This window comes from Peterkaempfera bronchialis, assembly GCF_003258605.2.
In the GTDB taxonomy this organism is placed as follows: Bacteria; Actinomycetota; Actinomycetes; order Streptomycetales; family Streptomycetaceae; genus Peterkaempfera; species Peterkaempfera bronchialis.
The window spans coordinates 4,598,427-4,624,078 of record NZ_CP031264.1; the positions used below are offsets into that span (position 1 = coordinate 4,598,427).

A 25,652-nucleotide genomic window follows, 5' to 3' on the forward strand; every position below is an offset into this window, starting at 1 on the left:
GACGCCATGCCGCACCGACTGCACCTCTCCGCCGCCCTGGACGGCGCCGGAAGGCACCCCGCCGCCTGGCGGGCCGCCGGGCTCCGCCCCGCCGACCTCTTCACCGCCGGGTACTGGACCGACCTCGCCCGGCTCGCCGAGAGCGCCACCCTGGACTTCGTCACCCTCGGCGACTCCCTCGCCCCGCCCGCCGACCGGGACGACCGGATCCGCGGGCGGCTGGACGCCCTGGCCACCCTCACCCGGACCGCCCCCGCCACCCGCCGACTCGGCCTGGTGCCCACCGTCACCACCACCCACACCGAGCCCTTCCACACCGCGATCTCCTTGCAGACCCTCGACTGGGTCAGCGAGGGCCGGGCCGGCTGGCTGGTCGAGGTCTCCGACACCGCCGCCGAGGCCCGTGCCGTCGGCCGCCGCCCGGTGGCGTCCGGACGCGACCTGTGGGCGGAGGCTGCCGACGCCGCCGAGGTCGCCGCCCGGCTCTGGGACAGCTGGGAGGACGACGCGGAGATCCGCGACGCCACCACCGGCCGCTTCATCGACCGGGAGAAGCTGCACCCGATCGACTTCGAGGGACCGCACTTCGCGGTGCGCGGCCCGTCCATCGTCCCCCGGTCGCCGCAGGGCCAGGTGGTCGTCGCCGTCGCACTGGACCCCGCCGACGTGGACCAGCGCTGGGCACTCGCCGCCGAACACGCCGAGGTGGTGCTGCTCAGCGCCCGCCACCCGGCCACCGCGCACGCCGCCCGGGAGGTGCTGCGCCGCCGCGTCGCCGACGCCGGGCGCGACCCGGACACCGTCACCGTGCAGGTACGGATCGCCGTCACCCTGGCCGGCAGCCCGGCCGCCGCCCGCGACCGGGCCGCCCGGCTGGACGCCCTGGCGCCGGACGACGAGCCCGGCACCGTCTCCTACACCGGCACCCCGGACGGCCTCGCCGACCTCTTCGCCGAGTGGCTCCGGGCGGGCGCCGCCGACGGCTTCCACCTGCTCCCGGCCGTGCTGCCGACCGACCTCGCGGCCGTGGCCGACGAGTTGGTCCCGCTGCTGCGCGCCCGTGGCCTCTTCCGCACCGGGTACAGCGGGCGGACCCTGCGCGACCACCTCGGCCTCACCCGGCCCGCCAGCCGCTACGCCGGTCCGCAGGCCGGTCCGCAGGCCGGTCCCCACGCCAGTGCCCATGCCGCGTCGGAGGTGGCCTGATGACCTCGCGTCCGCCCAAGCAGATCCATCTGGCCGCGCACTTCCCCGGCGTCAACAACACCACCGTGTGGACCGACCCGGCCTCCCGCAGCCAGATCGACTTCGCCTCCTTCCGGCATCTGGCGCAGACCGCCGAACGCGGAAAGTTCGACTTCATCTTCCTGGCCGAGGGGCTGCGGCTGCGGGAGCACAAGGGCCGCATCCACGACCTGGACGTGGTCGGCCGACCCGAGTCGATCACCGTGCTCAATGCGCTGGCGGCGGTCACCGACCGGCTGGGGCTGGCCGCCACCGTCAACGCCACCTTCAATGAGCCCTATGAACTGGCCCGCCGGTTCGCCTCCCTGGACCACCTCTCCGGCGGCCGGGCCGCCTGGAACATCGTCACCTCCTCCGACGCCTTCACCGGGGAGAACTTCCGCCGGGGCGGCTTTCTCGACCGGGCCGACCGCTACCGCCGGGCCGGGGAGTTCGTGACGGCGGCCCGCGCCCTCTGGGAGTCCTGGCAGCCGGACGCGCTGGACTCCGGCGACCCGGGCCGCTTCGTCCGGCCGGGCGCGGTACGGGAGGTGCGCCACAGCGGACCGCAGTTCGACTTCACCGCCGAGGCCACCCTGCCGCGGTCGCCGCAGGTGCATCCGGTGCTGATCCAGGCGGGCGACTCCGACGACGGCCGGGAGTTCGCCGCGGCCACCGCCGATGTGATCTTCAGCAGGCACAGCACCCTGGAGGCCGGGCGGGCCTTCCACGCCGACGTCAAGCGGCGGCTGGCGGCATACGGGCGCAAACCCGACGAGCTGAAGATCATGCCGGGGGTGACCTTTGTCCTCGGCGACACCGAGGCGGAGGCCGCCGAGCGCGCCGCCGAGATCCGCCGCGCCCAGGTCGGGCCGCAGACCGCCCTCGCCTTCCTGGAGCAGGTCTGGGGCGTGGACCTCTCCGGGTACGACCCCGACGGGCCGCTGCCCGCGATCGACCCCGACCCGGAGTCCACCCTGGTCCAGGGGCGGGTCCGGATCGGCGACCCGTCGGCGGTGGCGGCCAGGTGGCGGGCGGTCGCCGAGGAGAAGAACCTCTCCATCAGGGAGTTGGTCATCGAGGTCACCGGCCGCCAGTCGTTCATCGGCACCCCGGCCACCGTGGCGGCGCAGCTCGACGAGTACGTCCAGACCGACGCCGCCGACGGCTTCATCCTGGTGCCCCATCTGACCCCCGGCGGGCTGGACGACTTCGTGGACCGGGTGGTGCCGCTGCTCCAGGAACGCGGCGTCTTCCGCACCGAGTACACCGGCCGTACCCTCCGCGACCACCTCGGCCTGGCCACCCCGCGTGAACCGGCGCAGCAGCACCGGCACTCAGACCGCACCCGGGAGGACCGCCCGACGTGAGGACGGGACGGAGCCGCTTCCCCGGCTCCGTCCCCTTCTTCACGTTCTTCACGTTCTTCACGTTCTTCACGCGCGGACACGCGGGCGGCAGCGAATACGGTGGCGCGGCGGCGGCAGGCTCCGCAGAATGTGCGGATGGCCGACCGACCGGAACCCGACTTCCTCACCAAGCCCACCCTCATGGGGGAGAAGGTGGTGCTGCGGCCGGTGGCGGCGGGCGATGTGGCCGCGCTGCTCCCGATGATGACCGACCCGGAGGTCAGACGGCTGACCGGCAGTCATGCGGAGGTCAGCGAGTCGCGGGCCGTGCAGTGGTACGCCAGCCGGCCCCACCAGGACGACCGGCTCGACCTCGCGGTGGTGGACCGGGAGTCCGGCGCCTGTGTGGGCGAGGCCGTACTCAACGAGTGGAGCCCGGAGGACGAGTCCTGCAACTTCCGCATCCTGGTCGGCCCGCCCGGCCAGAACCGGGGCCTCGGCACCGAGGCCGTCCGGCTCACCGTCGGCTATGGCTTCGAGAAGCTCGGCCTGCACCGCATCTCCCTGGAGGTCTACTCCTTCAACCCCAGGGCCCGCCGCGCCTACGAGAAGGTCGGCTTTGTCGCCGAGGGCGTACTGCGCGACGCCCTGCGCTGGGACGGGGAGTGGGTGGACGCCACGGTGATGTCCATCCTCGCGCCCGAGTGGGAACGCCACCACGGGCGGCCCCGCACGCCGTGACCGGGTGGGCCCGGCCTTGGTGAGCTGGCCGGCTGGTCAGCTGGTCAGCTCCGGGCCCAGCCGGGCCGCCAGCCGGGCCGCCGGGCTGCCCTCCACCTCCCGGTCGAGCATCGCCGACAGCACCTCCGCCGCCTGGCGGTCATGCAGCGCCGTGACCGCGAACATGGCGGTGAACTGGTCCACCAGCCAGTCCCGCAGCTCGTCCTGCGGGATCTGCCGCCCCTCGTCCAGCCAGCTCAGCGCGGACCCCTCCACCACCGAGATCCACGACCGCACCAGCAGCGCCAGTCGCGGCCCCGGCTCGCGCACCCCCAGATGCTTCATCACATGCCGGAAGGCCGCCCGCCGCACATCGTCCACGATCGCGGACGTCCGCTCCGTCTCCACCACCGAACCGCCCCGCAGCAGCGCCCCGTACCCGGCGTCATGCTCGGCCACAAAGCCGAAGTAGCGGTCCAGCACCTGCGCCAGCCGCTCGGTCGGCGACCCCGAGGCGGGCTCCACGAACCGGCGGGTCAGCTCCACGGCCGCGCTGCGCAGCGCCGCCTCGTACAACTGCTGCTTGCCACCGGCGAAGTACCGGTAGACCAGCGGACGCGACGCCCCCGCCGCCACCGCCACGTCGTCCAGCGAGACCTCCTCCGGCGGCCGGGTGCCGAACAGCTCCAGCGCGACCGCTATCAACTGCTCGCGTCGCTGCTCCACCGGGAGCCTGCGGTAGGGGCCGCGTCGCGGGCGTTCAGGAGCGGGTCCGGCGTCGTCGGCGTGCATGGCGGCCAGCCTAACCGCCGCCCCGCGCCCCCCGGACGGGCCGTTCGGCCCCCGATCCCGTACGGGAGTGACCACCCGAGGCAGCCCGTATCGCCGGACCCACCGCAACACGTACGCTGCCACAGGTGACCACCGCCCACCGCCCCGTCCGCTGGGGCATCCTCGCCACCGGCGGCATCGCCGCCTCCTTCGCCGACGACCTGAGCCTCCTCCCCGGCGAGGCCGAACTCGCCGCCGTGGGCTCCCGCTCCGCCGACGCCGCCCGCCGCTTCGCCGACCGCCACGGCATACCCCGGGCGCACGGCACCTGGCAGGACCTCGCGGACGACCCCGACCTCGACGTCATCTACGTCGCCACCCCGCACTCCGCCCACCACGCGGCCGCCTCCCTCTGCCTGGAGGCCGGAAAGCCCGTGCTCTGCGAGAAGCCCTTCACCCTCAACCTCGCCCAGGCCCAAGACCTCGTCACACTCGCCCGCAAGCGCGAGCTGTTCCTGATGGAGGCCATGTGGATGTACGTCAATCCGACCGTGCGCCGCATCCAGCAGGTGATCGCCGACGGCGCCATCGGTGAAGTCCGCTCGGTCCACGCCGACTTCGGCATCGCGGTGCCGTACGAGGCCGACCACCGGCTGCACGACCCCGCCCAGGGCGGCGGCGCCCTGCTGGACCTCGGCGTCTACCCGGTGGCCTTCGCCCAGCTGATCCTCGGCGCCCCCGCCGCCGTCTCCGCCCTGGCCCACCTCGGCCCGGGGGGCGTCGACGACAACACCGGCATCCTGCTCGGCTACGACAGCGGCGCCGTGGCCACCCTCTCCTGCTCCCTGACCGCCGCCACCTCGCACTACGCCGCCATCAACGGCACCCGGGGCCGGATCGTCATCCCCCATGGCTTCTTCCGCCCCAGCGGCTTTGTGCTGCACCGCGACGGCCACGACGCCGAGCAGGTCACCCTGGAGCAGGACCCCGGCAACGGCTACACCCACGAGGCCCGCGAGGTGATGCGCTGCCTGCGGGCGGGCGCCACCGAGTCCGACCTCGTCCCCCTGGACGGCACCCTCTCCCTGATGGCCACCCTGGACACCGTCCGCGACCGCATCGGCGTCCGCTACCCCGACGAATAACCCCACCCCCACCCGCCGCCCGGCAAGCCACCCCACCGGCTCGCCGGGCGCACACCACCCCAGCCACCCACCAACACCCCGGCCCTGCCCCTGCCGCCCACCAACACCCCGGCCCTGCCCCAGCCACCCACCAACACCCCGGCCCTGCCCCTGACACCGTCCCCCTCCCCACTCCCGCCCCTGGCACCGGCCCCTTCCCTGGCCCGGGTTCCTGTCCCCGGCTTCCCTTCCCGTCCCCGACATTGGCCCCCTGCCCCCGTCTCTGACATTCCGCCACCGCCCCGGTCCCGGTCCCCGTCCCCGGCCCTGCCCCCGCTCTCCGTCCCGGTTCCTGTTCCCGTTCCGGTCCTGGTCCCCTGACACGGTTCCCGGCACCTTCCCTTACATCGCCCCCCTCCCCGTCCCACCGGCCACCGTCCCCCATTTCCCTCCCCGTCCCCGCCACCGCCACCGTCCCCTGCCACGCACGAAATGGGCGCACAAACGCACCGTTCTGCGTGAGGATGGCGCAATGGCCGAAGAACCGATCATCACCGCCGACCAGGCGACCCCTCGGCGCATCGCCGACGCCTACGTCCACGCCTATGTCGCCCTTGACCCGCTGACCGCCACCTACCTGGGCCTCGCCCCGGGCGACGACCGGCTTCCCGACCTTTCCCCAAGCGGCCAGGCAGCCCTCGCCGACCTTGGCCGCCGCACCCTCGCCGAACTCGACGCCGCCGAGCGGGCCGGAGCCGGCGACGACCCGGCAGAGCGGCGCTGTGCCCGCCTGCTGCGCGAACGGCTGACCGCCGAACTGGCCGTGTACGACGCCGGCGAGGAGTTCCGAGCCGTACGCAACCTGGGCTCCCCGCTGCACGGCGTACGCGACATCTTCACCCTGATGCCGACCGCCACCGACGACGACTGGGCCGTGATCGCCCGCCGCCTGGCCCGCGTCCCGCAGGCCCTGGACGGCTACCGCGCCACCCTCACCGAGGGCATCCGGCGCGGACTGCTCTCCGGCCCACGCCAGATCACCACCGTGGTCGGGCAACTCGCGGAGTGGATCGACTCCGGCTCCGGCAGCAGCTGGTTCGCCGACTTCACCGCCGACGGCCCGCACACCCTGCGGGACGAGCTGGACCGGGCCGCCGCCTCCGCCACCGCCGCCCTGGCCGAACTCCGCGACTGGCTCCGCGACGTCTACGCCCCGGCCGCCGAGCACGCCCCCGACACCGTGGGCCGGGAGCGCTACGCCCGCATGGTCCGCTACTGGAACGGCGCCGACCTCGACCTGGACGAGGCATACCGCTGGGCCTGGGGCGAGTTCCACCAGCTGGCGGCGGAGATGCGCGCCGAGGCCGGCAAGGTGCTCCCGGACGCCACCCCGCTGGAGGCCATGCGCAATCTGGAGGAGGACGGACCGGCCATCGAGGGCGCCGAGGCGGCCCGCGACTGGCTCCAGGGCCTGATGGACCAGGCCATCCAGGACCTCCAGGGCACCCACTTCGACCTGGCGGAGCCGGTCCGCCGGGTGGAGTCGATGATCGCCCCGCCGGGCAGCGCCGCCGCGCCGTACTACACCGCGCCGTCGCTGGACTTCTCCCGCCCGGGCCGCACCTGGCTGCCCACCCGGGGCCAGGACCGCTTCCCCATCTGGGACCTGGTCTCCACCTGGTACCACGAGGGCGTCCCCGGCCACCACCTCCAGCTCGCCCAGTGGAACCACGTCGCGGGCAGCCTCTCCACCTACCAGGTGAGCTTCGGGCAGGTCAGCGCCAACTCCGAGGGCTGGGCGCTCTACGCCGAGCGGCTGATGGACGAACTGGGCTACCTCACCGACCCGGGCGCCCGCCTCGGCTACCTCAACGCCCAGATGATGCGGGTGCTGCGGGTGATCGTCGACATCGGCATGCACGTCGGCCTGGACTTCCCGGCCGACTCCCCGTACCGGCCCGGGGAGCCGATGACCCCGGAGAACGCCCGCGAGTTCTTCGGGCAGTACTGCGGCCTGGCAGCGGACTTCCTGGACAGCGAGCTGGTCCGGTATCTGGGCATGCCCGGCCAGGCCATCGGCTACAAGCTCGGCGAACGGGCCTGGTTGCAGGGCCGGGCCGCCGCCAGGGCCGCCCATGGCGACGCCTTCGACCTCAAGGCATGGCACATGGCGGCGCTCTCCCAGGGCTCGCTGGGCCTGGATGACCTGGTGGCGGAGCTGTCCCGGCTCTGACCGCCCCCGCCCCGCCCGCCACCGCCGCTCGCGGTCCCGTACGGCCCCCGCCACCCGGGACCGCGAGCGGCCCCGCCCCTGTTCCCACCCCAGTCCCTAGCTCACCAGACCGTCCCCGCAGATCAGCACCGAGGCGCCGTCGAGCAGTTCACGGCGCCCCTCGCCCCGGCGCAGCGCCCCCAGGAACTCCCTCAGCCGCCGCATCTCCTGACGCGTCAGCAGCGCCGCCGCCAGGTCCAGCACCTCGCCCCGGTCGGCGACCGGCTCGTCCGGCAGCAGGACCAGCACCGAGTCGCCGTCCGGCCTGCGGGCCACTGCGGCGGCATGGCAGCCCCGCACCCCGTGCACCACCGTCAGCCGAGGTCGGGCCGGAAGCCGTTCGGACTGCATGCGTCCCCCCGCGCCCGGCAGGTCCGCGACTCTCGCGACCCCGGGGCACCAGACGACGATAGGCACCGCCCGGCGGCCAAGTCCCGGGTGAACCGGCCTTTTCCACAGCCGGCAGCGCGTACTTCCTCAATTCTGAGGACCGCCCGGCCGCCGCCGATCAGTCGTTGCGCCGCAGCAGCGACTCCACCAGCGCCGCCACATGGAGCCGGTCCTCCGGCGAGAGCTGCTTCAGGCTGGCGATCAGCACATCCACCTCGGGATCGCGCACCGCGTCGGCGTACAGGTGGATGCCGCACGCCTCGGCCGCCGCACCGCGCACCGCCTCCAACGGCAGCTCCAGCCCCCGGGCCAGGCCCTCCAGGGTGGCCGGCTGCGGCATCCGGCGGATCCCCTCGACCGTGGCCAGGTGGTGCACGGTGGAGCGCGGGATGCCACCGCGCCGCGCCACGTCGCCGTACGACCAGCCGTGCCGGTCCAGTCGTTCCCGGATCAGCTCCTGCAACGCATTGGCCACTGGTGGTCGCTTCCTGCTCGGGCGTACGGCCTGCTCGGGCGTATGGCGGCCCAGTCTAGGACGCGGCCCGTCCGGCGCCCGGTGCCCGCCCCTGCGGCGACCGCCTCCGGCTCCCGGGTCGTAGCACGCTGTTACAGGTCTGTTGCACACCGCTCCGGAAAATCGGTTGCGGCGGGCGCGACGCCGCGACTACTGTCCAATCTCGTCGGACAGGCCGTCCGATCGGATCGGACAAGGCTCGGGGGGGTTCCTGAGCACTTCCGACCGACACCTGCCTATCCCTGAGGGGGAAAAGACCATGCTCGACCCGCGTGAGCTCGACGCCGAGTCCGCTGACCTGCTGCCCGGCCGCGAGGCCCTCGCCAAGTTCAGCCTGAACATCACCAAGGCGGTGAACGTCACCAAGCACGTCGCCAACGTCGGTGCGGAGAACAGCTCCCAGGCCGTGAACCAGTGGTCGCCCGCCGCCGTGGCCCAGTCCTCCGCCGGGCAGTCGATCAGCATCAGGCAGTGACGCCGGGTCAGGCCGCCGCCTGACCGCGCACCGCCCGACCGCGTCCAGCCACCCGTAGGGAACCACCCGTCGGCGGCGCACACCCCGCCGGCGGGGTACGCAAGGAGAAGAGCACCACCATGAGCATGAACATCGACGAGCTGTCCGCCGAGTCCGCCGACCTGCTGCCCGGCCGTGAGGCGCTGACCAAGTTCAGCCTCAACATCGCCAAGACGGTGAACGTCACCAAGCACGTGGCCAACGTCAGCGCCGCCAACGACTCGCTGGCGCTCAACGACCACTCGCCGTTCGCGGTCGCCCAGTCCTCGGCGAACCAGTCCATCTCCATCCACCAGTAGCACGCACCACCCGCGGCGGCGGGGGCGAGGCATCAATCGCCCCCGCCGCCGCGGCGCACACCGGCCCGCGGGGGAGCGGGCCGTCCAGGGGGAGGACAGCCATGACCGCGCTCGGAGAACAGGGCGACGGCCCGGGGCCGTACGGCCCGAACCAGGGCACCGGCCCGCCGCAGTACACCTGGGACGCCTACTACGCGCAGTACCTCCAGGAGCAGCAGGCCGAATCCGGCGGCCCGCAGTACGCGCCGTACGACCCGTACGACCCGTATGGAACCGGGGGTTACGCCGACCGGACCGCCCAGGCGCCCACCATGGTGCAGCCGCTGGCGTCCCACCCGGCACCCGAGCAGCAGCCCGAGCCGCAGCCACAGCCACAGCCGCAACCCGAGCGCGAGCCCGAGCCCGAACCCGTCGACGAGCAGGACGCCCTGCCGCCCCGCCTCAGCGCCGGGCTGAAGCTGCACGGCGAGTACCGGGGCTCCGGCTTCGCCGAGCCCCGCTATATCGCCCGGCGTGGTGACGGCCAGGTCGTCCAGCTCACCCGGCTGCTCTACCTGGTCGCCTGCGCGGTCGACGGCACCCGCGACCGCGAGCACATCGCCCACCGGGTGAGCGCTGAGTTCGGCCGCGAGGTCAGCCCGGACAACATCGCCTATCTGCTGGAGAACAAGCTCCAGCCGCTCGGCATCACCGTCCCGCCCGGCCAGGACGACGACCAGGTCGACGCCCCCCGCACCGACCTGCTGCTCAGCCTCAAGGGCCACCGGGTCCTCTTCAACGAGCGCCGGGTGGCCAGGATCTCCCGCTCGCTTTCCTGGCTGCACCGGGCGCCCGCCGTGGCCACCGTGCTGCTGGCCGCCGTCGGCCTGGACGTCTGGTTCTTCGGCTGGTTCGGCGCCATGACGCCGGTGCTGCACACCCTGGAGCAGCCGGTGATGCTGCTGGTGGTGCTCGGGCTGACGGTCGCCTCCATGGTCTTCCACGAGTTCGGCCACGCCTCCGCCTGCCGCTACGGGGGAGCCCACCCGGGCTGCATCGGCTGCGGGCTCTACCTCATCTGGCCGGCCATGTACACCGACGTCACCGATGTCTACCGGCTCGGCCGTGGCGGTCGCATCCGCACCGACCTCGGCGGTATCTACTTCAACGTCGTCTTTATCCTCGGCCTCTTCGGCTGCTACTTCCTGACCGGCCAGCAGGTCTTCCTGGCCGCCGCCTACCTGGCCCACTTCGAGGTGCTGGAACAGCTGATGCCGGCCCTGCGGCTGGACGGCTACTACATCCTGGGCGACCTGGCCGGCGTCCCCGACCTCTTCGGGAAGATCAAGCCGATCCTGCTGGGCATGGTGCCCGGCCGCCCGGTGCCCCGCGAGGTCGCCGACCTCAAGCGGTCCGCCCGGGTCATCGTCACCGTCTGGGTGCTGATGATGGTCCCGCTGGCCGTCGGCGAGCTCTCCTACGCGCTGTGGAACCTGCCGCGCATCCTCTCCACCGCGCAGCGCTCCCTCACCGACCAGATCACCGGCACCGCCGAGGCGTTCCGCGAGGGCGCCATCGCCGAGTCGGTGCTCGGCGTGGTCGGCTCCGTGCTGCTGATCCTCCCCATGGGCGGCATCGCCTACCTGGTGGTACGCGTCGGCCACCGGCTGATCCGGGCCGCCGGGAAGGCCACCGCCGGCCGCCCGGCCGCCCGGATCGGACTGCTGGTCGGAATCGGCTGCGTCGGCGCGGTCCTGGTCGGCGCCTGGACCCATGGCCTCACCCCGAAGCCGCTGCCGCCCAGCCCGCCGATCGTCCCGGCCCTCCAGCCCAACCAGCCCGACCGCCCGGCACCGACCACCGGCCCCGCCACGCCCGTGCCCGGCTCCAGCCCCGGCCAGGGCACCCCCGGGCAGCGCACCGCCACCACGGTCCCGCGCCCGTCCATGAGCACCGCCGGCCCCACCGGCTCCGCCGTACCCGGGCCCACGCCCAGCACCTCGGCCGGCACCCCGCCGCCTGCGGCCTCCGCCACCGGCACCGCCTCGGCACCGCCGCCGCACGGCACCCCGCCGCCCGTGGAGACCACCCCGCCGCCGGACGCCACCACACCCCGGAGACCACCCCGCCGCCCGAGACCAGCCCACCCCCGGCCAGCAGCGCACCCGCCGAGTCCCCGCCGCCCCCATCCCCCACCACCCCGCCGCCCACCACCCCCGCCGCCTCCTGACCCGCCGCCCCCGCCCCCACACCGGTCCACCCACCACCGCCACCACCGCCCTGCCGCCGACCACACCCACACCCACACCCACACCCACACCCACACCCACACCCACCCCACAACCACACCGGCACCGCCGGCCGAACCACCGCCCACCGCCATCGGAGAGAGACCGTGAAGCACAGCAACCACCGCAAGCCGCGCCAGCAACGCGCCCAGCAGGCCCTGCGCATCGGACTGATCGCCACCGCCGGCCTGGCCGCCGTCGCGTCGGCCGCCCCCGCCCAGGCCGCGAGCGGCCCGGCCCCGGCCGCCCCCTTCGGGCTCACCATGCCCGAGGTGCACATCCAGGCCGACAGCGCTATCAGCAACGCCCACCGGGCCCACACCCGTGACTTCAAGGCGTCGTTCGCCATCCACGAGTACGGCGACACCATCGGCGCCGGGATCGCCAACCAGGCCCTCGCCTCCTCCAGCGGCTGCACCGGCTCCGAGCACTGCCGCTCGGTGGCACTCTCCTTCCAGATCGTCACCATGGGCGGCAGCCACCTGAACCTCAACGCCAAGAACGTCAGCCGAGCCGCCAACAACCAGTGCACCGGCTGCGAAACCATGGCCGGCGCCTACCAGTTCATCGTGGACACCCCGCAGGCCATGCACCTGAACAGCGCCGACCGGGCCAAGCTCACCGAGATCCAGCGCGAGCTCTACGCGCTGCGCGGCACCACCGACTCGCCCGCCGCGCTCCAGCAGAAGGCCGACGCGCTGGCCGCCCGCGTCGTCACCGTCCTCAAGTCCGCCGCCGCGCAGGCCCCCGCCAAGGCCGCGCCCACCCGCTCCGGCTTCTTCGCCTCACCCACCTCGCCCAAGGTCACCGTGCACTCCCTGATGGACGGCTGGCCGTCCTAGACACTCCTGGTCGGCCAGCCCCCGGCCGTCCGGCAGCCCGCCGACCCGGGCCCGCCGGACGGCCGGCGGCGATGACTCCGAGTAACTGTTCGAGTCGCGAACGTGTGCATACGGAGGCAGGCTGATTCCGGGCCCGGCGAAGGACGCCGGCCCCGCAAGGAGACGACAGATGTCTGCTAAGACCCCCCGGGACAAGACCACCCGCCAGGAGAAGGCCACCCGCCAGGAGTGGCACAAGAGCAGCCACAGCAACGGCGACTCCACCTGTGTCGAGGTCGCGCCCACCCCGGACGGCGGCGCCTCGATCCGCGACTCCAAGAACCCCCACGGCGCGGTCCTGACCTTCACGGCCCGCGAGTGGAAGGCATTCCTCGACGGCGCCCGCGACGGCGAGTTCAGCCGCCTCTCCTGAACCGCCGCCCCGCAGTCGGCCCCGCCGCGTCCCAGGCGGGGCCGACCCGCATCCGCCGGCCCCGTGCCCTACCGCTGCCCGAACACCGCCGCCAACCGCTTCAGCCCCACCCCGATCTCCTCCGGAGTGTGCGTGGTGAACGACATCCGCAGCGCCCCCCGGTCCGGCGGCCCCGCGTAGAAGGGCGCCCCGGGCACATACGCCACATCGTGGGCGACCGCCTCCCGCAGCAGGGCCGTCGCATCCTGACCGTCCGGCAGCCGCACCCAGACGAACATCCCGCCCTCCGGACGGTTCCACGCACTCCCCTGCGGCAGCGCCTCCGGAAGCCCCCCGAGCAGCGCGTCCCGGCGCTCGCGGTATGCGCCCCGCACCCGCGCCAGATGCCCATCCAGATCCGCATCCGCCAGATACCGGGCCGCCGCCGCCTGGTCCACCGTGGAGGAGTGCAGATCGGCGGCCTGCTTGGCGATCACGCAGGCACGGCGCAGCGCGGCCGGCGCCCGCAGCCAGCCCAGCCGCATCCCCGGCGCCATGACCTTGGAGAAGCTGCCCAGCAGCACCGTGCGGTCCGCCGCGCCGTCCAGTGACGCGATCCACGGCACCGGCTCGCCACTGAACCGCAGTTCGCCGTACGGGTCGTCCTCCACGATCCACAGCCCGTGCCGCGCCGCCACCTCCGCCACCGCCCGCCGCCGCTCGGCGGGCAGCGTACGACCGGTCGGGTTCTGGAAGTTCGGGACGAGGTACAGCAGCTTGGGCCGCTCCCGGACCACCAGCTCCGCCAGCGCCCCCGGGTCCACCCCGTCCCCGTCCGACGGCACCGGCACCACCCGCGCACCCGCGAAGCCGAAGCACTGCAACGCCGCCAGATACGTCGGATCCTCGACCAGCACCACATCCCCCGGCTCCAGCAGCGCCGTGGCGATCAGCGTCAGCGCCTGCTGCGAACCGGCCGTCACCACCAGCTCCTCCGGCCCGGTCGGCAGCCCCCGCGCCGCCAGCCGCCCCGCCACCGCCGCCCGCAGCGCCGGATCCCCCTCCGTGGTCGAGTACTGGAGCACCCGCCGAGGCTGCTCCGCCAGCACCCGGTCATACGCCGCCCGGATCCCCTCGGCATCGAACAGCTCCGGCGCCGGCAGCCCGCCCGCAAACGAGATCACCTCGGGCCGCTCGGTGAGCGCCAGGATCTCCCGTACCGGAGAGGCCCCGACCGAGGCAGCACGGGCAGCAAGGGCAGGCACATCAGCTCGGCTCGTCATGGCCGCACCCTACGGACCCCCGCCGCCACCCCGACACCCCTTCCACCATCCGGTCGTGGTCAAGCTCAAGGCAGCAGCCATGACCGTGCTCATCGACCCGGAGGACACAGCGCTGCGGGAGCTGCTCGGTGAAGGACCGGCGAGGGCAGCCGGCCTCGCACGACCTCACGGCGGCCCTGACCGCCGACCCGGCCGCGGCGGAGTTCTTCGAGACACTGGACCGGCAGAACCGCTACGCGATCCTGTACCGGATCCAAGACGCCAAGAAGCCCGAGACCCGGGCGCGCCGGATCGAAAAGTACGTAGTGATGCTGGCGAAGGGCGAGAAGCTGCACCCGTAGTCACGGAGAGGGTGTCTGCGGCCGTTGCTGTCAGTCGTTGCTGTCGGCACGACGCCTCGCGAACACTCCGGCCCGAACCTGGAGCACCGCAGCGAGCAGGATGAGTCCAAGAGCCACGGTGGACAGTGCCGACCCGATTCCGGAAGGCAATCCGAGGAGTATCGGGCCCCCGTCCAGGACGAAACCACCGCCCATGGCTATCCACAGCACCCCCATAGCCACGAGAAAGCATCCTGAACCCAACATGATCCACGCCGACATGGCACCCTCCTGCGCGGAGGTTACCTGTCGACTGTTCCGCGAAGGCCGTCCCACGGCGTCATCGGCCGACTCTCGGTGGCACATGCAACAAGACCCCGCAGTCAGCATCTCTGCTGCTTGCGGGGTCTGTCGGCACTTCTCGCGAAGTGCCCCCGGCAGGATTCGAACCTGCGCACACGGCTCCGGAGGCCGTTGCTCTATCCCCTGAGCTACGGGGGCTTGTTCTTGCGACGGGAAGAACACTACCAGCTCGGAGACGGTGGACGTGCACAGGGTTTTGGGGTGGTGGGGGGTGTCGGGCGGTGGGTGTTCGGGGGTCGGTCTGGTGTCGGGGGATGGCGTCCACCGGAGGGGGTGGTGGTCACCGGACGTGGTGAATCCGGGCCGGGGCGGCGTCGAAGTCGGTAAAACGCGGACGGGCCGCAGGGGGCACGCCTACCCTCGGTGATGTGCCTGGCGTGTCCGGTCGGGTCCTCGTGGTCGATGACAGCGAGGTGATCCGACAGCTGATCAGGGTCAATCTCGAACTTGAGGGGTTCGAGGTGGTGACCGCCGCCGACGGTGCCGAGTGCCTGGAGATCGTGGAGCGAGTCCAGCCCGACGTCGTCACCCTCGATGTGGTCATGCCCCGGTTGGACGGGTTGCGGACGGCGGCGCGGCTGCGCTGCGATCCGGGGACCAGCCATCTGCGCATCGCCATAGTCAGCGCCTGCACCCCGGCGGATCTGGAGCGCGGGGAGTCGGTCGGGGTGGACGGCTACCTCGGCAAGCCGTTCGAGCCGGTCGATCTGGTGGAGCTGGTGCGCCGGCTGATGGCGCTGCCCCCGGGCCGGGCGACCCGCGAGGGCGGTGGCGGCGGGGGAGCCGGGGTGGGTCTGGGGTCGGCGGCGCGACCCGACCGAAGGTTCCGCTCTCCGCGAACGGATTAGGGCAGAACGGGGACGCCCGGTGTGCGGGGGAGGCGGGTTCCAAGGGGGCGGAATCGGCCGGATGGTGGGAAATGGGGATGGATGCCATGGCCCCCGTCGGGGCGGCGCGCGGTGTCTCACGCCTTAAACCCGATGGCGGTACCCACCTCCCTCTCGCCTACGCTTGCACCGTGACACCCGCAGAGCTTTCCCAGGCAGTGCTGTCCGCGGTTCGCGCCGCCGTCGAGGCGGGCGAGCTGACCGTCGCCGTGCCCGAGCAGGTGACCGTCGAGCGGCCCAAGAACAAGGACCACGGCGACTACGCCACCAATGTGGCCCTCCAGCTCGCCAAGTCGGCCGGGAAGCCGCCGCGACAGGTGGCGGAGCTGGTCTCCGCGCGTCTGGCCAAGGTGCCGGGTGTCGCCGGGGTGGACATCGCCGGCCCCGGCTTCCTCAACATCACCCTGGACGCCGCCACCCAGGGCGGGCTGGCCCGCACCGTGGTGGAGGCGGGCGAGGCGTACGGGCGCAATGACGCCTTCCAGGGTCTGAAGATCAACCTGGAGTTCGTCTCCGCCAACCCCACCGGCCCGATCCACATCGGCGGTGTCCGCTGGGCGGCGGTCGGCGACTCGCTCGGCCGGATCCTCCGGGCGGGCGGCGCCGAGGTGACCACCGAGTACTACATCAACGACGCCGGGGTGCAGATCTCCAAGTTCGGCGCCTCCCTGCACGCCTCGGCCAACGGCTGGCCGGTGCCCGAGGACGGCTATGTCGGCGAGTACATCGGCGACATCGCCAAGCAGATCGTGGACGCGCACCCGGGCGTGCTGGACCTGCCCGACGCCGAGCAGCTGGAGGTGTTCCGCGCCGAGGGCCTGAAGCTGATGGTGGCCGAGATCCAGCGCTCCATGGAGGAGTTCGGCGTCCACTTCGACGTCTGGTTCTCCGAGAAGTCGCTGCATGACTCGGGCGCCGTGGAGAAGGCGATCGAGCGGCTGCGCGCCCAGGGCCATGTCTTCGACCAGGACGGCGCCATCTGGCTGCGCACCACCGACTTCGGCGACGACAAGGACCGGGTCCTGGTCAAGGCGGACGGGGACACCACCTACTTCGCCTCCGACGCCGCCTACTACCTCTCCAAGCGGGACCGTGGCAACGAGGTCAACGTCTACATGCTGGGCGCCGACCACCACGGCTACGTGGGCCGCCTCAAGGCGATCGTGGCCTGCGCCGGAGACGACCCCGAGCGCAATATCGAGGTCCTCATCGGCCAGTTTGTGAAGATGCTCAAGGACGGCGAAGAGGTCCGCATGTCCAAGCGGGCCGGCAACATCATCACCATCGACGACGTGGTCGACTGGATCGGGGTGGACGCGGCCCGCTACTCGCTGGCGCGCTCCTCCACCGACTCCACGCTCACCCTCGACATCGACGTGCTCACCAGCCAGTCGAACGAGAACCCGGTCTACTACGTGCAGTATGCGCACGCCCGGATGAGCTCCGTCGCCCGCAACGCCGCCCAGCTGGGCATCGACAAGGGCGCCGCCGCCGACTTCAAGCCGGAGCTGCTGGCCACCGAGTGGGAGTCGGAGCTGCTGGGCATGGTCGGCGAGTTCCCGCGCGTGGTCGCCGCCGCAGGCGAGCTGCGCGAGCCGCACCGGGTGGCCCGCTACCTGGAGCAGCTGGCCGGCACGTACCACCGCTTCTACGACAACTGCCGGATCCTGCCGCGCGGCGACGAGGAGGCCACCGACCTCACCCGCGCCCGGCTCTGGCTGGCCGAGGCGACCCGTACGGTGATCGCCAACGGCCTCGGTCTGCTCGGCGTCTCGGCCCCCGAGCGCATGTGACGGCCGTACCCGAACGCCTGGGGTGACGGCGGAGGGGCGGCGGCGGTGACCTCACCCCGCCGCCCCTCTCCGCAACCAGGGCCGGCAGACGAGCACAGGCAGAGCAGCAGCACACGCACCAGGGCACACGCACAGGGAGAGATCAGCACATGAGCCGCTCCGCGCACCCCGCGGGCCCGCGCCACGGCGACGTCCTGCCCGAGGGCCACTACAGCGCCCCGCCCGCCGACCTCAACGCCCTTGACCCCAAGGTCTGGTCGCGCACCGTCGCCCGGGGCCCGCTGGGCGGCGCCGCCACCGTCGGCGGGGTCGATGTGCGGACCCTGGCCGAGGAGTTCGGCACCCCCGCGTACATCCTGGACGAGGACGACTTCCGCGCCCGGGCGCGCGGCTGGCGGGAGGCGTTCGGCGAGGACGCCGACGTCTTCTACGCGGGCAAGGCGTTCCTCTGCCGGGCGGTGGTGCGCTGGTTGCACGAGGAGGGCCTCAACCTCGATGTGTGCAGCGGTGGCGAGTTGGCCGTGGCCCTCTCTGCCGGGATGCCGGCCGAGCGGATCGCCTTCCACGGCAACAACAAGTCGGCGCATGAGCTGGAGCAGGCGGTGGCGGCGGGCGTCGGCCGGATCGTGGTCGACTCCTTCGAGGAGATCGCCCGGCTGGCCTTCATCGCCGACGAGCAGGGCGTACGGCAGAAGGTGCTGGTCCGGGTGACCGTCGGGGTGGAGGCGCACACCCACGAGTTCATCGCCACCGCCCACGAGGACCAGAAGTTCGGCCTCTCGCTCAGCGGCGGCGGCGCCGCCGAGGCGGTGCGGCGGGTACTGAAGCTGGAGAGCCTGGAACTGGTCGGCATCCACTCGCACATCGGCTCGCAGATCTTCGACACCGCCGGGTTCGAGGTGGCCGCGCGCCGGGTGGTCGGCCTGCTGAGCGAGATCCGCGACGAGCATGGGATCCAGCTGCCGGAGATCGACCTCGGCGGCGGCCTCGGCATCGCGTACACCAGCGAGGACGACCCCAGCGAGCCGACGCTGATCGCCAAGGCGCTCTTCGAGATCGTGCGCCGGGAGTGCGCTGCGGCCGGGCTGCGGGTGCCCCGGCTGTCGGTGGAGCCGGGCCGGGCCATCGCCGGTCCGACCACCTTCACGCTGTACGAGGTCGGCACCGTCAAGCACCTGGACGGCCTGCGCACCTATGTCAGCGTGGACGGCGGCATGTCGGACAACATCCGCACCGCCCTGTACGACGCCGAGTACTCGGTGGCGCTGGTCTCCCGCTCCTCGGACGCGGAGCCGATGCTGACCCGGGTGGTCGGCAAGCACTGCGAGTCGGGTGACATCGTGGTGCGGGACGCCTTCCTCCCCGCCGACCTGGCGCCGGGCGACCTGATCGCGGTCCCGGCCACGGGTGCCTACTGCCGCTCCATGGCCAGCAACTACAACCATGTGCTGCGTCCGCCGGTGGTGGCGGTCCGCGAGGGCCGGGCCAGGGTGGTCGTACGGCGGGAGACGGAAGAGGATCTTCTGCGCCTCGATATCGATTGCTGAAATTGTGGTCTCAGATCGTGGAACGGGCGGAGATCCGGCCCGGAACTCCATGAAACTGGGGCGGAGAGTCCTCCTGTGGACTCCTCGACGACGGATGACGAAGAGCGGAGTCGGATGATGCGTACGCGGCCGCTGAAGGTGGCGCTGCTGGGCTGTGGAGTGGTGGGCTCCGAGGTGGCGCGCATCATGACGACGCACGCCGCCGACCTCGCCGCGCGCATCGGTGCGCCGGTGGAGCTCGCGGGGGTGGCGGTGCGCAGGGCCGGTCGGCCGCGCCCCGGCGTACCCGAGCACCTGGTCACCACCGACGCCACCGAGCTGGTCAAACGCGGCGACATCGACGTCGTGGTGGAGGTGATCGGCGGGATCGAGCCGGCCCGGGGGCTGATCCTCTCGGCCTTCGAGCACGGCGCCTCGGTGGTCTCCGCCAACAAGGCGCTGCTGGCCCAGGACGGCGCGGCGCTGCACGCCGCGGCGGTCGGTGCCGGGGTGGACCTGTACTACGAGGCCGCCGTGGCCGGAGCCATCCCGCTGATCCGCCCGCTGCGCGAGTCGCTGGCCGGTGACAAGGTCAACCGGGTGCTGGGCATCGTCAACGGCACCACCAACTTCATCCTGGACAAGATGGACTCCTCCGGCGCCGGGTACTCCGAGGCGCTGGAGGAGGCCACCGCGCTGGGCTATGCCGAGGCCGACCCCACCGCCGACGTGGAGGGGTTCGACGCGGCGGCGAAGGCGGCGATCCTGGCCGGGATCGCCTTCCACACCCGGGTCACCGCGGCCGAGGTCTACCGCGAGGGCATCACCGAGGTCACTGCGGCCGACATCCGCAGCGCCAAGGAGATGGGCTGCGTGGTGAAGCTGCTCGCCATCTGCGAGCGAGCCCGGGACGGCCGCAGTGTCACCGCCCGCGTCCACCCCGCGATGATCCCGCTCAGCCATCCGCTGGCGTCGGTCCGCGAGGCGTACAACGCGGTCTTCGTGGAGGCCGAGGCGGCCGGCCGGCTGATGTTCTACGGCCCGGGCGCCGGCGGCTCGCCGACCGCCAGCGCCGTCCTCGGCGACCTGGTCGCGGTCTGCCGCAACAAGATCGCCGAGGCCACCGGGCCCGGCGAGTCGGCCTACACCGAGCTGCCGGCCCGCCCGATGGGCGATGTCGTCACCCGCTACCACGTCAGCCTGGACGTGGCCGACCGCGCGGGCGTGCTCGCCCAGGTCGCGACCGTCTTCGCCGAGCACGGTGTCTCCATCGACACCGTGCGCCAGCAGGGCCGCGACGGCGATGCCTCGCTTGTGGTGGTCACCCACCGCGCCACCGACGCCGCCCTGTCGGCGACGGTCGACAAGCTCCGCGCGCTGGACAGCGTGCGAGACGTGGCCAGCATCATGCGGGTCGAAGGGGAGTAGGAGAGCAGTATGAACGCCGTCGTCGACAGCCCCCGGCGCCACACCCACCAGTGGCGGGGCCTCATCGAGGAGTACCGCGACCGGCTGCCGGTCACGGACACCACCCCGGTGGTCACCCTCCTTGAGGGCGGTACGCCGCTCGTCCCGGCACAGCTGCTCTCCGAGCGCACCGGATGCGACGTCTACCTCAAGGTCGAGGGCGCCAATCCGACCGGCTCCTTCAAGGACCGGGGCATGACCATGGCCATCTCGCAGGCCAAGGAGCAGGGCGCGCAGGCCGTCATCTGCGCCTCCACCGGCAACACCTCCGCCTCCGCCGCCGCGTATGCGGTGCGGGCCGGGATGGTCTGCGCGGTGCTGGTGCCGCAGGGCAAGATCGCGCTGGGCAAGATGGGCCAGGCGCTGGTGCACGGCGCCTCCATCCTCCAGGTGGACGGCAACTTCGACGACTGCCTCACCCTCGCCCGTGGGCTCTCCGAGAAGTACCCGGTGGCCCTGGTGAACTCGGTGAACCCGGCCCGGATCGAGGGCCAGAAGACGGCCTCCTTCGAGATCGTGGACGCGCTCGGCGACGCGCCGGACATCCATGTCCTGCCGGTCGGCAACGCGGGCAACATCACCGCCTACTGGAAGGGCTACCGGGAGTACGCGGCGGACGGCATGGCCACCCGCACGCCCCGGATGTGGGGCTTCCAGGCGTCCGGCTCGGCGCCGATCGTCGATGGCGCCCCGGTGCTCCAGCCGCAGACCATCGCCACCGCCATCCGGATCGGCAACCCGGCCTCCTGGGACTTCGCGCTGGCCGCCCGGGACGAATCCGGCGGCCTGATCGACAAGGTGACCGACCGTCAGATCCTCTCCGCGTACCGGCTGCTGGCCTCCCGCGAGGGCGTCTTCGTGGAGCCGGCCTCGGCCGCGTCGGTGGCCGGGCTGCTGTACGCCGCCGAGCAGGGCCTGGTCGACCCCGGCCAGCGGATCGTCTGCACCGTCACCGGCAACGGCCTCAAGGACCCCGACTGGGCGGTGATGGGCGCTCCCCAGCCCGTGGTGGTCCCGGTGGACGCCGACGCGGCCGCGGAGCGGCTCGGCCTGACCGGCTGACCCACGCCGCAAGGACGTCGCACGCCGCAAGGACATCGGCTCACGCCGCAAGGACATCGGCTGAGGAGGGGCGGGCCCGCGCGCCCGCCCCTCCGGAACCGGCCCCGCCGGGCAACACGGCAGCCAGGAGTACGCGGGGTGTACCGCCGGAGAACCTCTCTTCGATACCCTGGAGCCACGGGCGGCACAGGCCGCCGGTATATCCGCTGCCCGCACACCCTTCGGCAAGCGCCGCCCCCGCCCGGGCGGGCGCCGGGGGAAGCCGCCGCCCACCCGTACCCCGCCGACGTGCGGCCGGGTCGCGGGCCCGCATCGGGCCCGCCGCCGAGGCCCCGCCGACACCGCTCCACCCAACCGCCGCCCCACCCAGACCACCGCCCCACGCCGTGCGGCCCCCACCCGGAGCCCGGGCCCAGCGCCCGGGCACGACAGAGTCCACGACAGAGTCACAGGAGAGTTCACCGCATGGCCGGTCCCGCGTTCCGCGCCGCAGCCGTCCGGGTGCGGGTCCCCGCGACCAGCGCCAACCTCGGCCCCGGCTTCGACGCCTTCGGACTCGCGCTGGGCCTCTACGACGACGTCGTGGTCCGGGTCGCCGACTCCGGGCTGCATGTGGACATAGCGGGCGAGGGCGCCGACACCCTGGCCCGCGACGAGCGCCACCTGGTGGTGCGGTCGCTGCGCGCGGCCTTCGAGGTGCTCGGCGGCCAGCCGCGCGGCCTGGAGGTGGTCTGCGCCAACCGCATACCCCACGGCCGTGGCCTCGGCTCCTCCTCCGCCGCGATCTGCGCCGGTATCGTCGCCGCCCGCGCGGTGACCATCGGCGGCCCGTCCGCGCTGGACGACGCCGGGCTGCTGGCGCTCGCATCCGAGCTGGAGGGCCATCCGGACAATGTCGCGGCCTGCCTCTACGGCGGCTTCACGGTGGCCTGGACCGAGGACGACACGGCCCGCGCCATCCGGCTCGACCCGTCGCCCGAGGTCGTCCCGGTGGTCTTCGTCCCGGCCACGCCGCTGCTCACCGAGACCGCTCGCGGCCTGCTGCCGCGCACCGTTCCGCACGCCGACGCCGCTGTGAACGCCGGCCGCGCCGCACTGCTGGTGGAGGCGCTCACCCGGCGCCCCGAACTGCTGCTGCCGGCCACCGAGGACCGCATCCACCAGGACTACCGGTCCGCCGCCATGCCGGAGAGCACCGCGCTGGTCGCCGCCCTGCGGGCGGAGGGCGTCGCTGCGGTCGTCTCCGGCGCCGGACCGACCGTGCTGGCCCTGGCGCACGACGGTACGGCCGACAAGCTCACCCACTTCGCAGGCCCGGAGTGGGCGGCGCACCGCCTGGAGCTCGACCACCGCGGTGCGTCGGTCCTGCCGCTCGACGTCTGAGGCCGGGCCTGCCGGAGCGGGGCAGGTCGGCGGGGCAGGAACGCAGGGCAGGAACGCAGGGCAGGTACGCAGGGTAGGGAGGGGAGACGAGGAAGTCGCAGGACACGATTGGCGCACTCAGGGTGGGGGAATGTTTGTTGGGTCCAGTAGTGTTAATCTCATGCGAGCACCAGGAGCCCTCCGGGGCGCGGTGCTCGGTGTCCCGATCCCGGCTCCTCATCTCGACGGGGTATACCGGAAGTACGGGACCGCGAATCTCCGGGAGCCTGCCTCACCGCGTACGCAGCCTGCCTGCGCGAGTACGGCCGCGTCCCGAAGCCGTGACGGTGCCCGGCCCCAACCGCTCTAGGGGGCGCCCGCAGCCGCCGGCCTCCACCTGAGGCCGCGCCCGGGGGTATCAGGGCCACCATCTCGCGACGGGGGCCCGGAATCCAGAGCGGTACGGCGGCGCGAGGCCGACGCGTACGACGTCGCCGCGCTGGACACCGCACACACCACACCAACCTTCAACCGCCATCCGGCGGAACACCGCCCCGGACCTGCACACCACGCAGGACGGACAGCACAACCGGTCGCCGAGCCAGACAGGCCGACGTCCGCTCCAGGGAAGGACCCTTCGTGAGCGACACCACCGATCTGATGGGCGCGCGCCCGGACGCCGATGCTCCGGACGCAGCGGCTGCGGCCCCCGCGCCCAAGCGTCGCCGGAACACGGGCTCCGGCCTCAACGGCCTGGTTCTCGCCGAGCTTCAGCAGCTCGCCTCCGGTCTTGGTATCAGTGGCACCGGGCGCATGCGCAAGAGCCAGCTGATCGACGCCATCAAGGAGAAGAACGGCGGCGACCCGCTGCTGGCCGGCGGTGAGGCCCCGGCCGCCCCGGCCGCCAAGCGGACCACCAAGGCCAAGGCCGCTGCGGCCAAGGACGAGGAGGGCGCTGCCGCCGAGGAGAAGCCGGTCCGGCGCACCCGGGCCCGCGCCGCCGCGGCCGAGCCCGCGCCGCAGATCGAGATCCCCGGCCAGGTGGCGGGCGACAACGCCGCCGCCGAGACCGCGCCGCCGGCCCGCGCCGAGCGGCCGCGCCGCCGGGCGACGTCGGCTGCGGGCACCCCGGCGGCCGGTACCGCCTCGGCTGCTGCCGAGCCCGTGCAGGAGGCCGTCGCCGAGCGCGCCGAGCCGACCGCCGCGCTGGCCACCGAGACCCGTGAGAAGGCCGCCGAGGACGCCCGCCAGGTCGGCGACGGCCGCCGTGAGCGCCGGGACCGCCGCGACCGTACCGACCGTGGTGACCGGGTCGAGCGCACCGACCGTGGCGACCGGGCCGACCGCCAGGAGGCCGGCGACGGCCAGGGCGGTGTCGACGGCGGCCAGGGCGGCGACCGCGAGACCCGCCGCGACCGGCGCAACCGCCGCGACCGGGACCGTGACCGCCAGGGCGGCGACCGCCAGCTGGGCGACCGCCAGGAGAGCCGTCAGGAGACCCGCCAGGACGGCGGCCAGGGCCGCGACCAGGGTCGTGACCAGGGTCGTGACCAGGCCCGCGACCAGGGCCGTGACCAGGCCCGCGACCAACAGGGCGGCCAAGGCCGCGACCAGCGCCGCGACCAGCAGCAGCAGGACGAGGACGACTTCGACGGTGGCCGCCGCGGTCGCCGTGGCCGCTACCGCGACCGCAACCGCCGGGGTGGCCGCCGCGAGGGCTTCGAGGGCACCAGCGAGCCGCAGATCGGCGAGGACGACGTCCTGATCCCGGTCGCCGGCATCCTGGACATCCTGGACAACTACGCGTTTGTGCGGACCTCCGGCTACCTGCCCGGCCCCAACGACGTGTATGTCTCGCTGGCCCAGGTCCGCAAGAACGGCCTGCGCAAGGGTGACGCGATCACCGGTGCGGTGCGCCAGCCGCGCGAGGGCGAGCGCCGCGAGAAGTTCAATGCGCTGGTGCGCCTGGACTCGGTGAACGGCATGGACCCGGAGGCCGGCCGCAACCGCCCCGAGTTCGGCAAGCTCACCCCGCTGTACCCGCAGGAGCGGCTCCGCCTGGAGACCGACCCGAGCGTGCTGACCACCCGGATCATCGACCTGGTCGCCCCGATCGGCAAGGGCCAGCGCGGTCTGATCGTCGCCCCGCCGAAGACCGGCAAGACGATGATCATGCAGGCCATCGCCAATGCGATCACCCATAACAACCCCGAGTGCCACCTGATGGTCGTCCTGGTCGACGAGCGTCCGGAAGAGGTCACCGACATGCAGCGGTCGGTCAAGGGCGAGGTCATCTCCTCGACCTTCGACCGACCGGCCGAGGACCACACGGTCGTCGCCGAGCTGGCCATCGAGCGCGCCAAGCGCCTGGTGGAGCTGGGCCATGACGTGGTCATCCTGCTGGACTCGATCACCCGTCTGGGCCGTGCCTACAACCTGGCGGCGCCGGCCTCCGGCCGCATCCTGTCCGGTGGTGTCGACTCGACCGCGCTCTACCCGCCGAAGAAGTTCTTCGGTGCCGCGCGCAACATCGAGAACGGCGGCTCGCTGACCATCCTCGCCACCGCCCTGGTGGAGACCGGCTCCCGGGCCGACGAGGTGGTCTTCGAGGAGTTCAAGGGCACCGGCAACATGGAGCTCAGGCTCGACCGCAAGCTCTCCGACAAGCGGATCTTCCCGGCGGTGGACGTGGACGCCTCGTCCACCCGCAAGGAGGAGATCCTGCTGGGCAGCGAGGAGCTGGCCATCGTCTGGAAGCTGCGCCGGGTGCTGCACGCGCTGGACCAGCAGCAGGCCATCGAGCTGCTGCTGGACCGGATGAAGAAGACCAGCAGCAACGGCGAGTTCCTGATGCAGATCGCCAAGACGACGCCGGGCAACATGGACTGACGTACCATCACCAGGGAGCCCCG

Annotated in this window: 21 protein-coding genes, 1 tRNA gene and 1 pseudogene; 18 read left to right on the plus strand and 5 right to left on the minus strand. The window is 72.8% G+C overall.

Annotation, left to right across the window (positions count from 1 at the left end):
* Positions 1-6 precede the first annotated feature (6 nt).
* The 3 genes from C7M71_RS20565 to C7M71_RS20575 all read left to right on the plus strand — a co-directional run bounded on the left by C7M71_RS20565 (position 7) and on the right by C7M71_RS20575 (position 3,314).
* Positions 7-1,206, plus strand: coding sequence for an LLM class flavin-dependent oxidoreductase (locus C7M71_RS20565; protein ID WP_111494211.1), 1,200 nt, complete (start codon positions 7-9; stop codon positions 1,204-1,206).
* The gene (locus C7M71_RS20570) at positions 1,206-2,594 is read left to right on the plus strand and encodes an NtaA/DmoA family FMN-dependent monooxygenase (protein WP_111494213.1); all 1,389 of its coding nucleotides are present in this window, start codon (positions 1,206-1,208) and stop codon (positions 2,592-2,594) included. Before C7M71_RS20565 ends, C7M71_RS20570 begins: the two co-directional genes overlap by 1 nt.
* A gap of 135 nt (positions 2,595-2,729) precedes the next feature.
* Positions 2,730-3,314 carry a GNAT family N-acetyltransferase gene (locus C7M71_RS20575; protein WP_111494215.1) on the plus strand — a complete coding sequence of 195 codons (585 nt, stop codon included), beginning with the start codon at positions 2,730-2,732 and terminating at the stop codon, positions 3,312-3,314.
* 36 nt (positions 3,315-3,350) lie between these two features.
* On the opposite strand, the gene C7M71_RS20580 is transcribed toward C7M71_RS20575, so the two are convergent.
* A complete protein-coding gene (locus C7M71_RS20580) occupies positions 3,351-4,085 on the minus strand; it encodes a TetR/AcrR family transcriptional regulator (protein ID WP_111494217.1) in 735 nt (244 codons plus the stop codon).
* Between the two features lie 125 nt (positions 4,086-4,210).
* Between C7M71_RS20580 and C7M71_RS20585 the strand changes: the two genes are divergently transcribed.
* Both C7M71_RS20585 and C7M71_RS20590 read left to right on the plus strand, forming a co-directional pair.
* Positions 4,211-5,209: a Gfo/Idh/MocA family protein gene (locus C7M71_RS20585; RefSeq protein ID WP_111494219.1), complete on the plus strand. Its 999-nt coding sequence runs from the start codon at positions 4,211-4,213 to the stop codon at positions 5,207-5,209.
* 511 nt (positions 5,210-5,720) lie between these two features.
* Positions 5,721-7,421, plus strand: coding sequence for a DUF885 domain-containing protein (locus C7M71_RS20590; RefSeq protein WP_111494473.1), 1,701 nt, complete (start codon positions 5,721-5,723; stop codon positions 7,419-7,421).
* A 96-nt stretch (positions 7,422-7,517) separates the two neighbouring features.
* Here C7M71_RS20590 and C7M71_RS20595 read toward each other — a convergent pair whose 3' ends face one another.
* The gene (locus C7M71_RS20595; protein WP_111494475.1) at positions 7,518-7,811 is read right to left on the minus strand and encodes a hypothetical protein; all 294 of its coding nucleotides are present in this window, start codon (positions 7,809-7,811) and stop codon (positions 7,518-7,520) included.
* A 157-nt stretch (positions 7,812-7,968) separates the two neighbouring features.
* A complete protein-coding gene (locus C7M71_RS20600; protein WP_111494477.1) occupies positions 7,969-8,325 on the minus strand; it encodes a helix-turn-helix domain-containing protein in 357 nt (118 codons plus the stop codon).
* A gap of 298 nt (positions 8,326-8,623) precedes the next feature.
* Between C7M71_RS20600 and C7M71_RS20605 the strand changes: the two genes are divergently transcribed.
* The 5 genes from C7M71_RS20605 (at position 8,624) to C7M71_RS20625 (ending at position 12,698) form a co-directional block, all read left to right on the plus strand.
* Entirely contained in the window at positions 8,624-8,839 is a 216-nt protein-coding gene (locus C7M71_RS20605; RefSeq protein ID WP_111494479.1) for a hypothetical protein, read from the plus strand.
* Between the two features lie 119 nt (positions 8,840-8,958).
* Entirely contained in the window at positions 8,959-9,177 is a 219-nt protein-coding gene (locus C7M71_RS20610) for a hypothetical protein (protein WP_111494481.1), read from the plus strand.
* Between the two features lie 101 nt (positions 9,178-9,278).
* Complete coding sequence (locus C7M71_RS20615; protein WP_114914461.1) at positions 9,279-11,555, plus strand: zinc metalloprotease; 2,277 nt, start codon at positions 9,279-9,281, stop codon at positions 11,553-11,555.
* On the plus strand, positions 11,552-12,286 hold the full coding sequence (locus C7M71_RS20620; protein ID WP_111492557.1) for a hypothetical protein: 735 nt from the start codon (positions 11,552-11,554) through the stop codon (positions 12,284-12,286). The genes C7M71_RS20615 and C7M71_RS20620 overlap by 4 nt, the downstream gene beginning before the upstream one ends.
* A 169-nt stretch (positions 12,287-12,455) precedes the next feature.
* Complete coding sequence (locus tag C7M71_RS20625) at positions 12,456-12,698, plus strand: DUF397 domain-containing protein (protein WP_111492556.1); 243 nt, start codon at positions 12,456-12,458, stop codon at positions 12,696-12,698.
* 68 nt (positions 12,699-12,766) lie between these two features.
* Here the strand turns inward: C7M71_RS20625 and C7M71_RS20630 are convergent, their stop codons facing one another.
* Entirely contained in the window at positions 12,767-13,960 is a 1,194-nt protein-coding gene (locus C7M71_RS20630) for an aminotransferase-like domain-containing protein (RefSeq protein ID WP_111492555.1), read from the minus strand.
* 161 nt (positions 13,961-14,121) lie between these two features.
* On the opposite strand from C7M71_RS20630, the pseudogene C7M71_RS20635 reads away from it, so the two are divergent.
* A pseudogene (locus tag C7M71_RS20635) lies at positions 14,122-14,301 on the plus strand (YdeI/OmpD-associated family protein); the annotation flags it as partial.
* A 408-nt stretch (positions 14,302-14,709) separates the two neighbouring features.
* Here the strand turns inward: C7M71_RS20635 and C7M71_RS20645 are convergent.
* Positions 14,710-14,781, minus strand: a tRNA-Arg gene (locus C7M71_RS20645).
* Between the two features lie 275 nt (positions 14,782-15,056).
* Here C7M71_RS20645 and C7M71_RS20650 point away from each other — a divergent pair.
* The 7 genes from C7M71_RS20650 to rho all read left to right on the plus strand — a co-directional run bounded on the left by C7M71_RS20650 (position 15,057) and on the right by rho (position 25,629).
* On the plus strand, positions 15,057-15,491 hold the full coding sequence (locus tag C7M71_RS20650; RefSeq protein ID WP_229758823.1) for a response regulator: 435 nt from the start codon (positions 15,057-15,059) through the stop codon (positions 15,489-15,491).
* Between the two features lie 170 nt (positions 15,492-15,661).
* Positions 15,662-17,323 carry an arginine--tRNA ligase gene (gene argS / locus C7M71_RS20655; RefSeq protein WP_111492552.1) on the plus strand — a complete coding sequence of 554 codons (1,662 nt, stop codon included), beginning with the start codon at positions 15,662-15,664 and terminating at the stop codon, positions 17,321-17,323.
* Positions 17,324-17,472: 149 nt separating this feature from the next.
* The gene (gene lysA / locus C7M71_RS20660; RefSeq protein WP_111492551.1) at positions 17,473-18,870 is read left to right on the plus strand and encodes a diaminopimelate decarboxylase; all 1,398 of its coding nucleotides are present in this window, start codon (positions 17,473-17,475) and stop codon (positions 18,868-18,870) included.
* 114 nt (positions 18,871-18,984) lie between these two features.
* Positions 18,985-20,277, plus strand: coding sequence for a homoserine dehydrogenase (locus tag C7M71_RS20665; RefSeq protein WP_111492550.1), 1,293 nt, complete (start codon positions 18,985-18,987; stop codon positions 20,275-20,277).
* 9 nt (positions 20,278-20,286) lie between these two features.
* On the plus strand, positions 20,287-21,378 hold the full coding sequence (thrC, locus tag C7M71_RS20670) for a threonine synthase (protein WP_111492549.1): 1,092 nt from the start codon (positions 20,287-20,289) through the stop codon (positions 21,376-21,378).
* Positions 21,379-21,843: 465 nt separating this feature from the next.
* Positions 21,844-22,761, plus strand: coding sequence for a homoserine kinase (gene thrB / locus C7M71_RS20675; RefSeq protein WP_111492548.1), 918 nt, complete (start codon positions 21,844-21,846; stop codon positions 22,759-22,761).
* A 618-nt stretch (positions 22,762-23,379) separates the two neighbouring features.
* On the plus strand, positions 23,380-25,629 hold the full coding sequence (gene rho / locus C7M71_RS20680) for a transcription termination factor Rho (RefSeq protein ID WP_114914462.1): 2,250 nt from the start codon (positions 23,380-23,382) through the stop codon (positions 25,627-25,629).
* Positions 25,630-25,652: the final 23 nt, after the last annotated feature.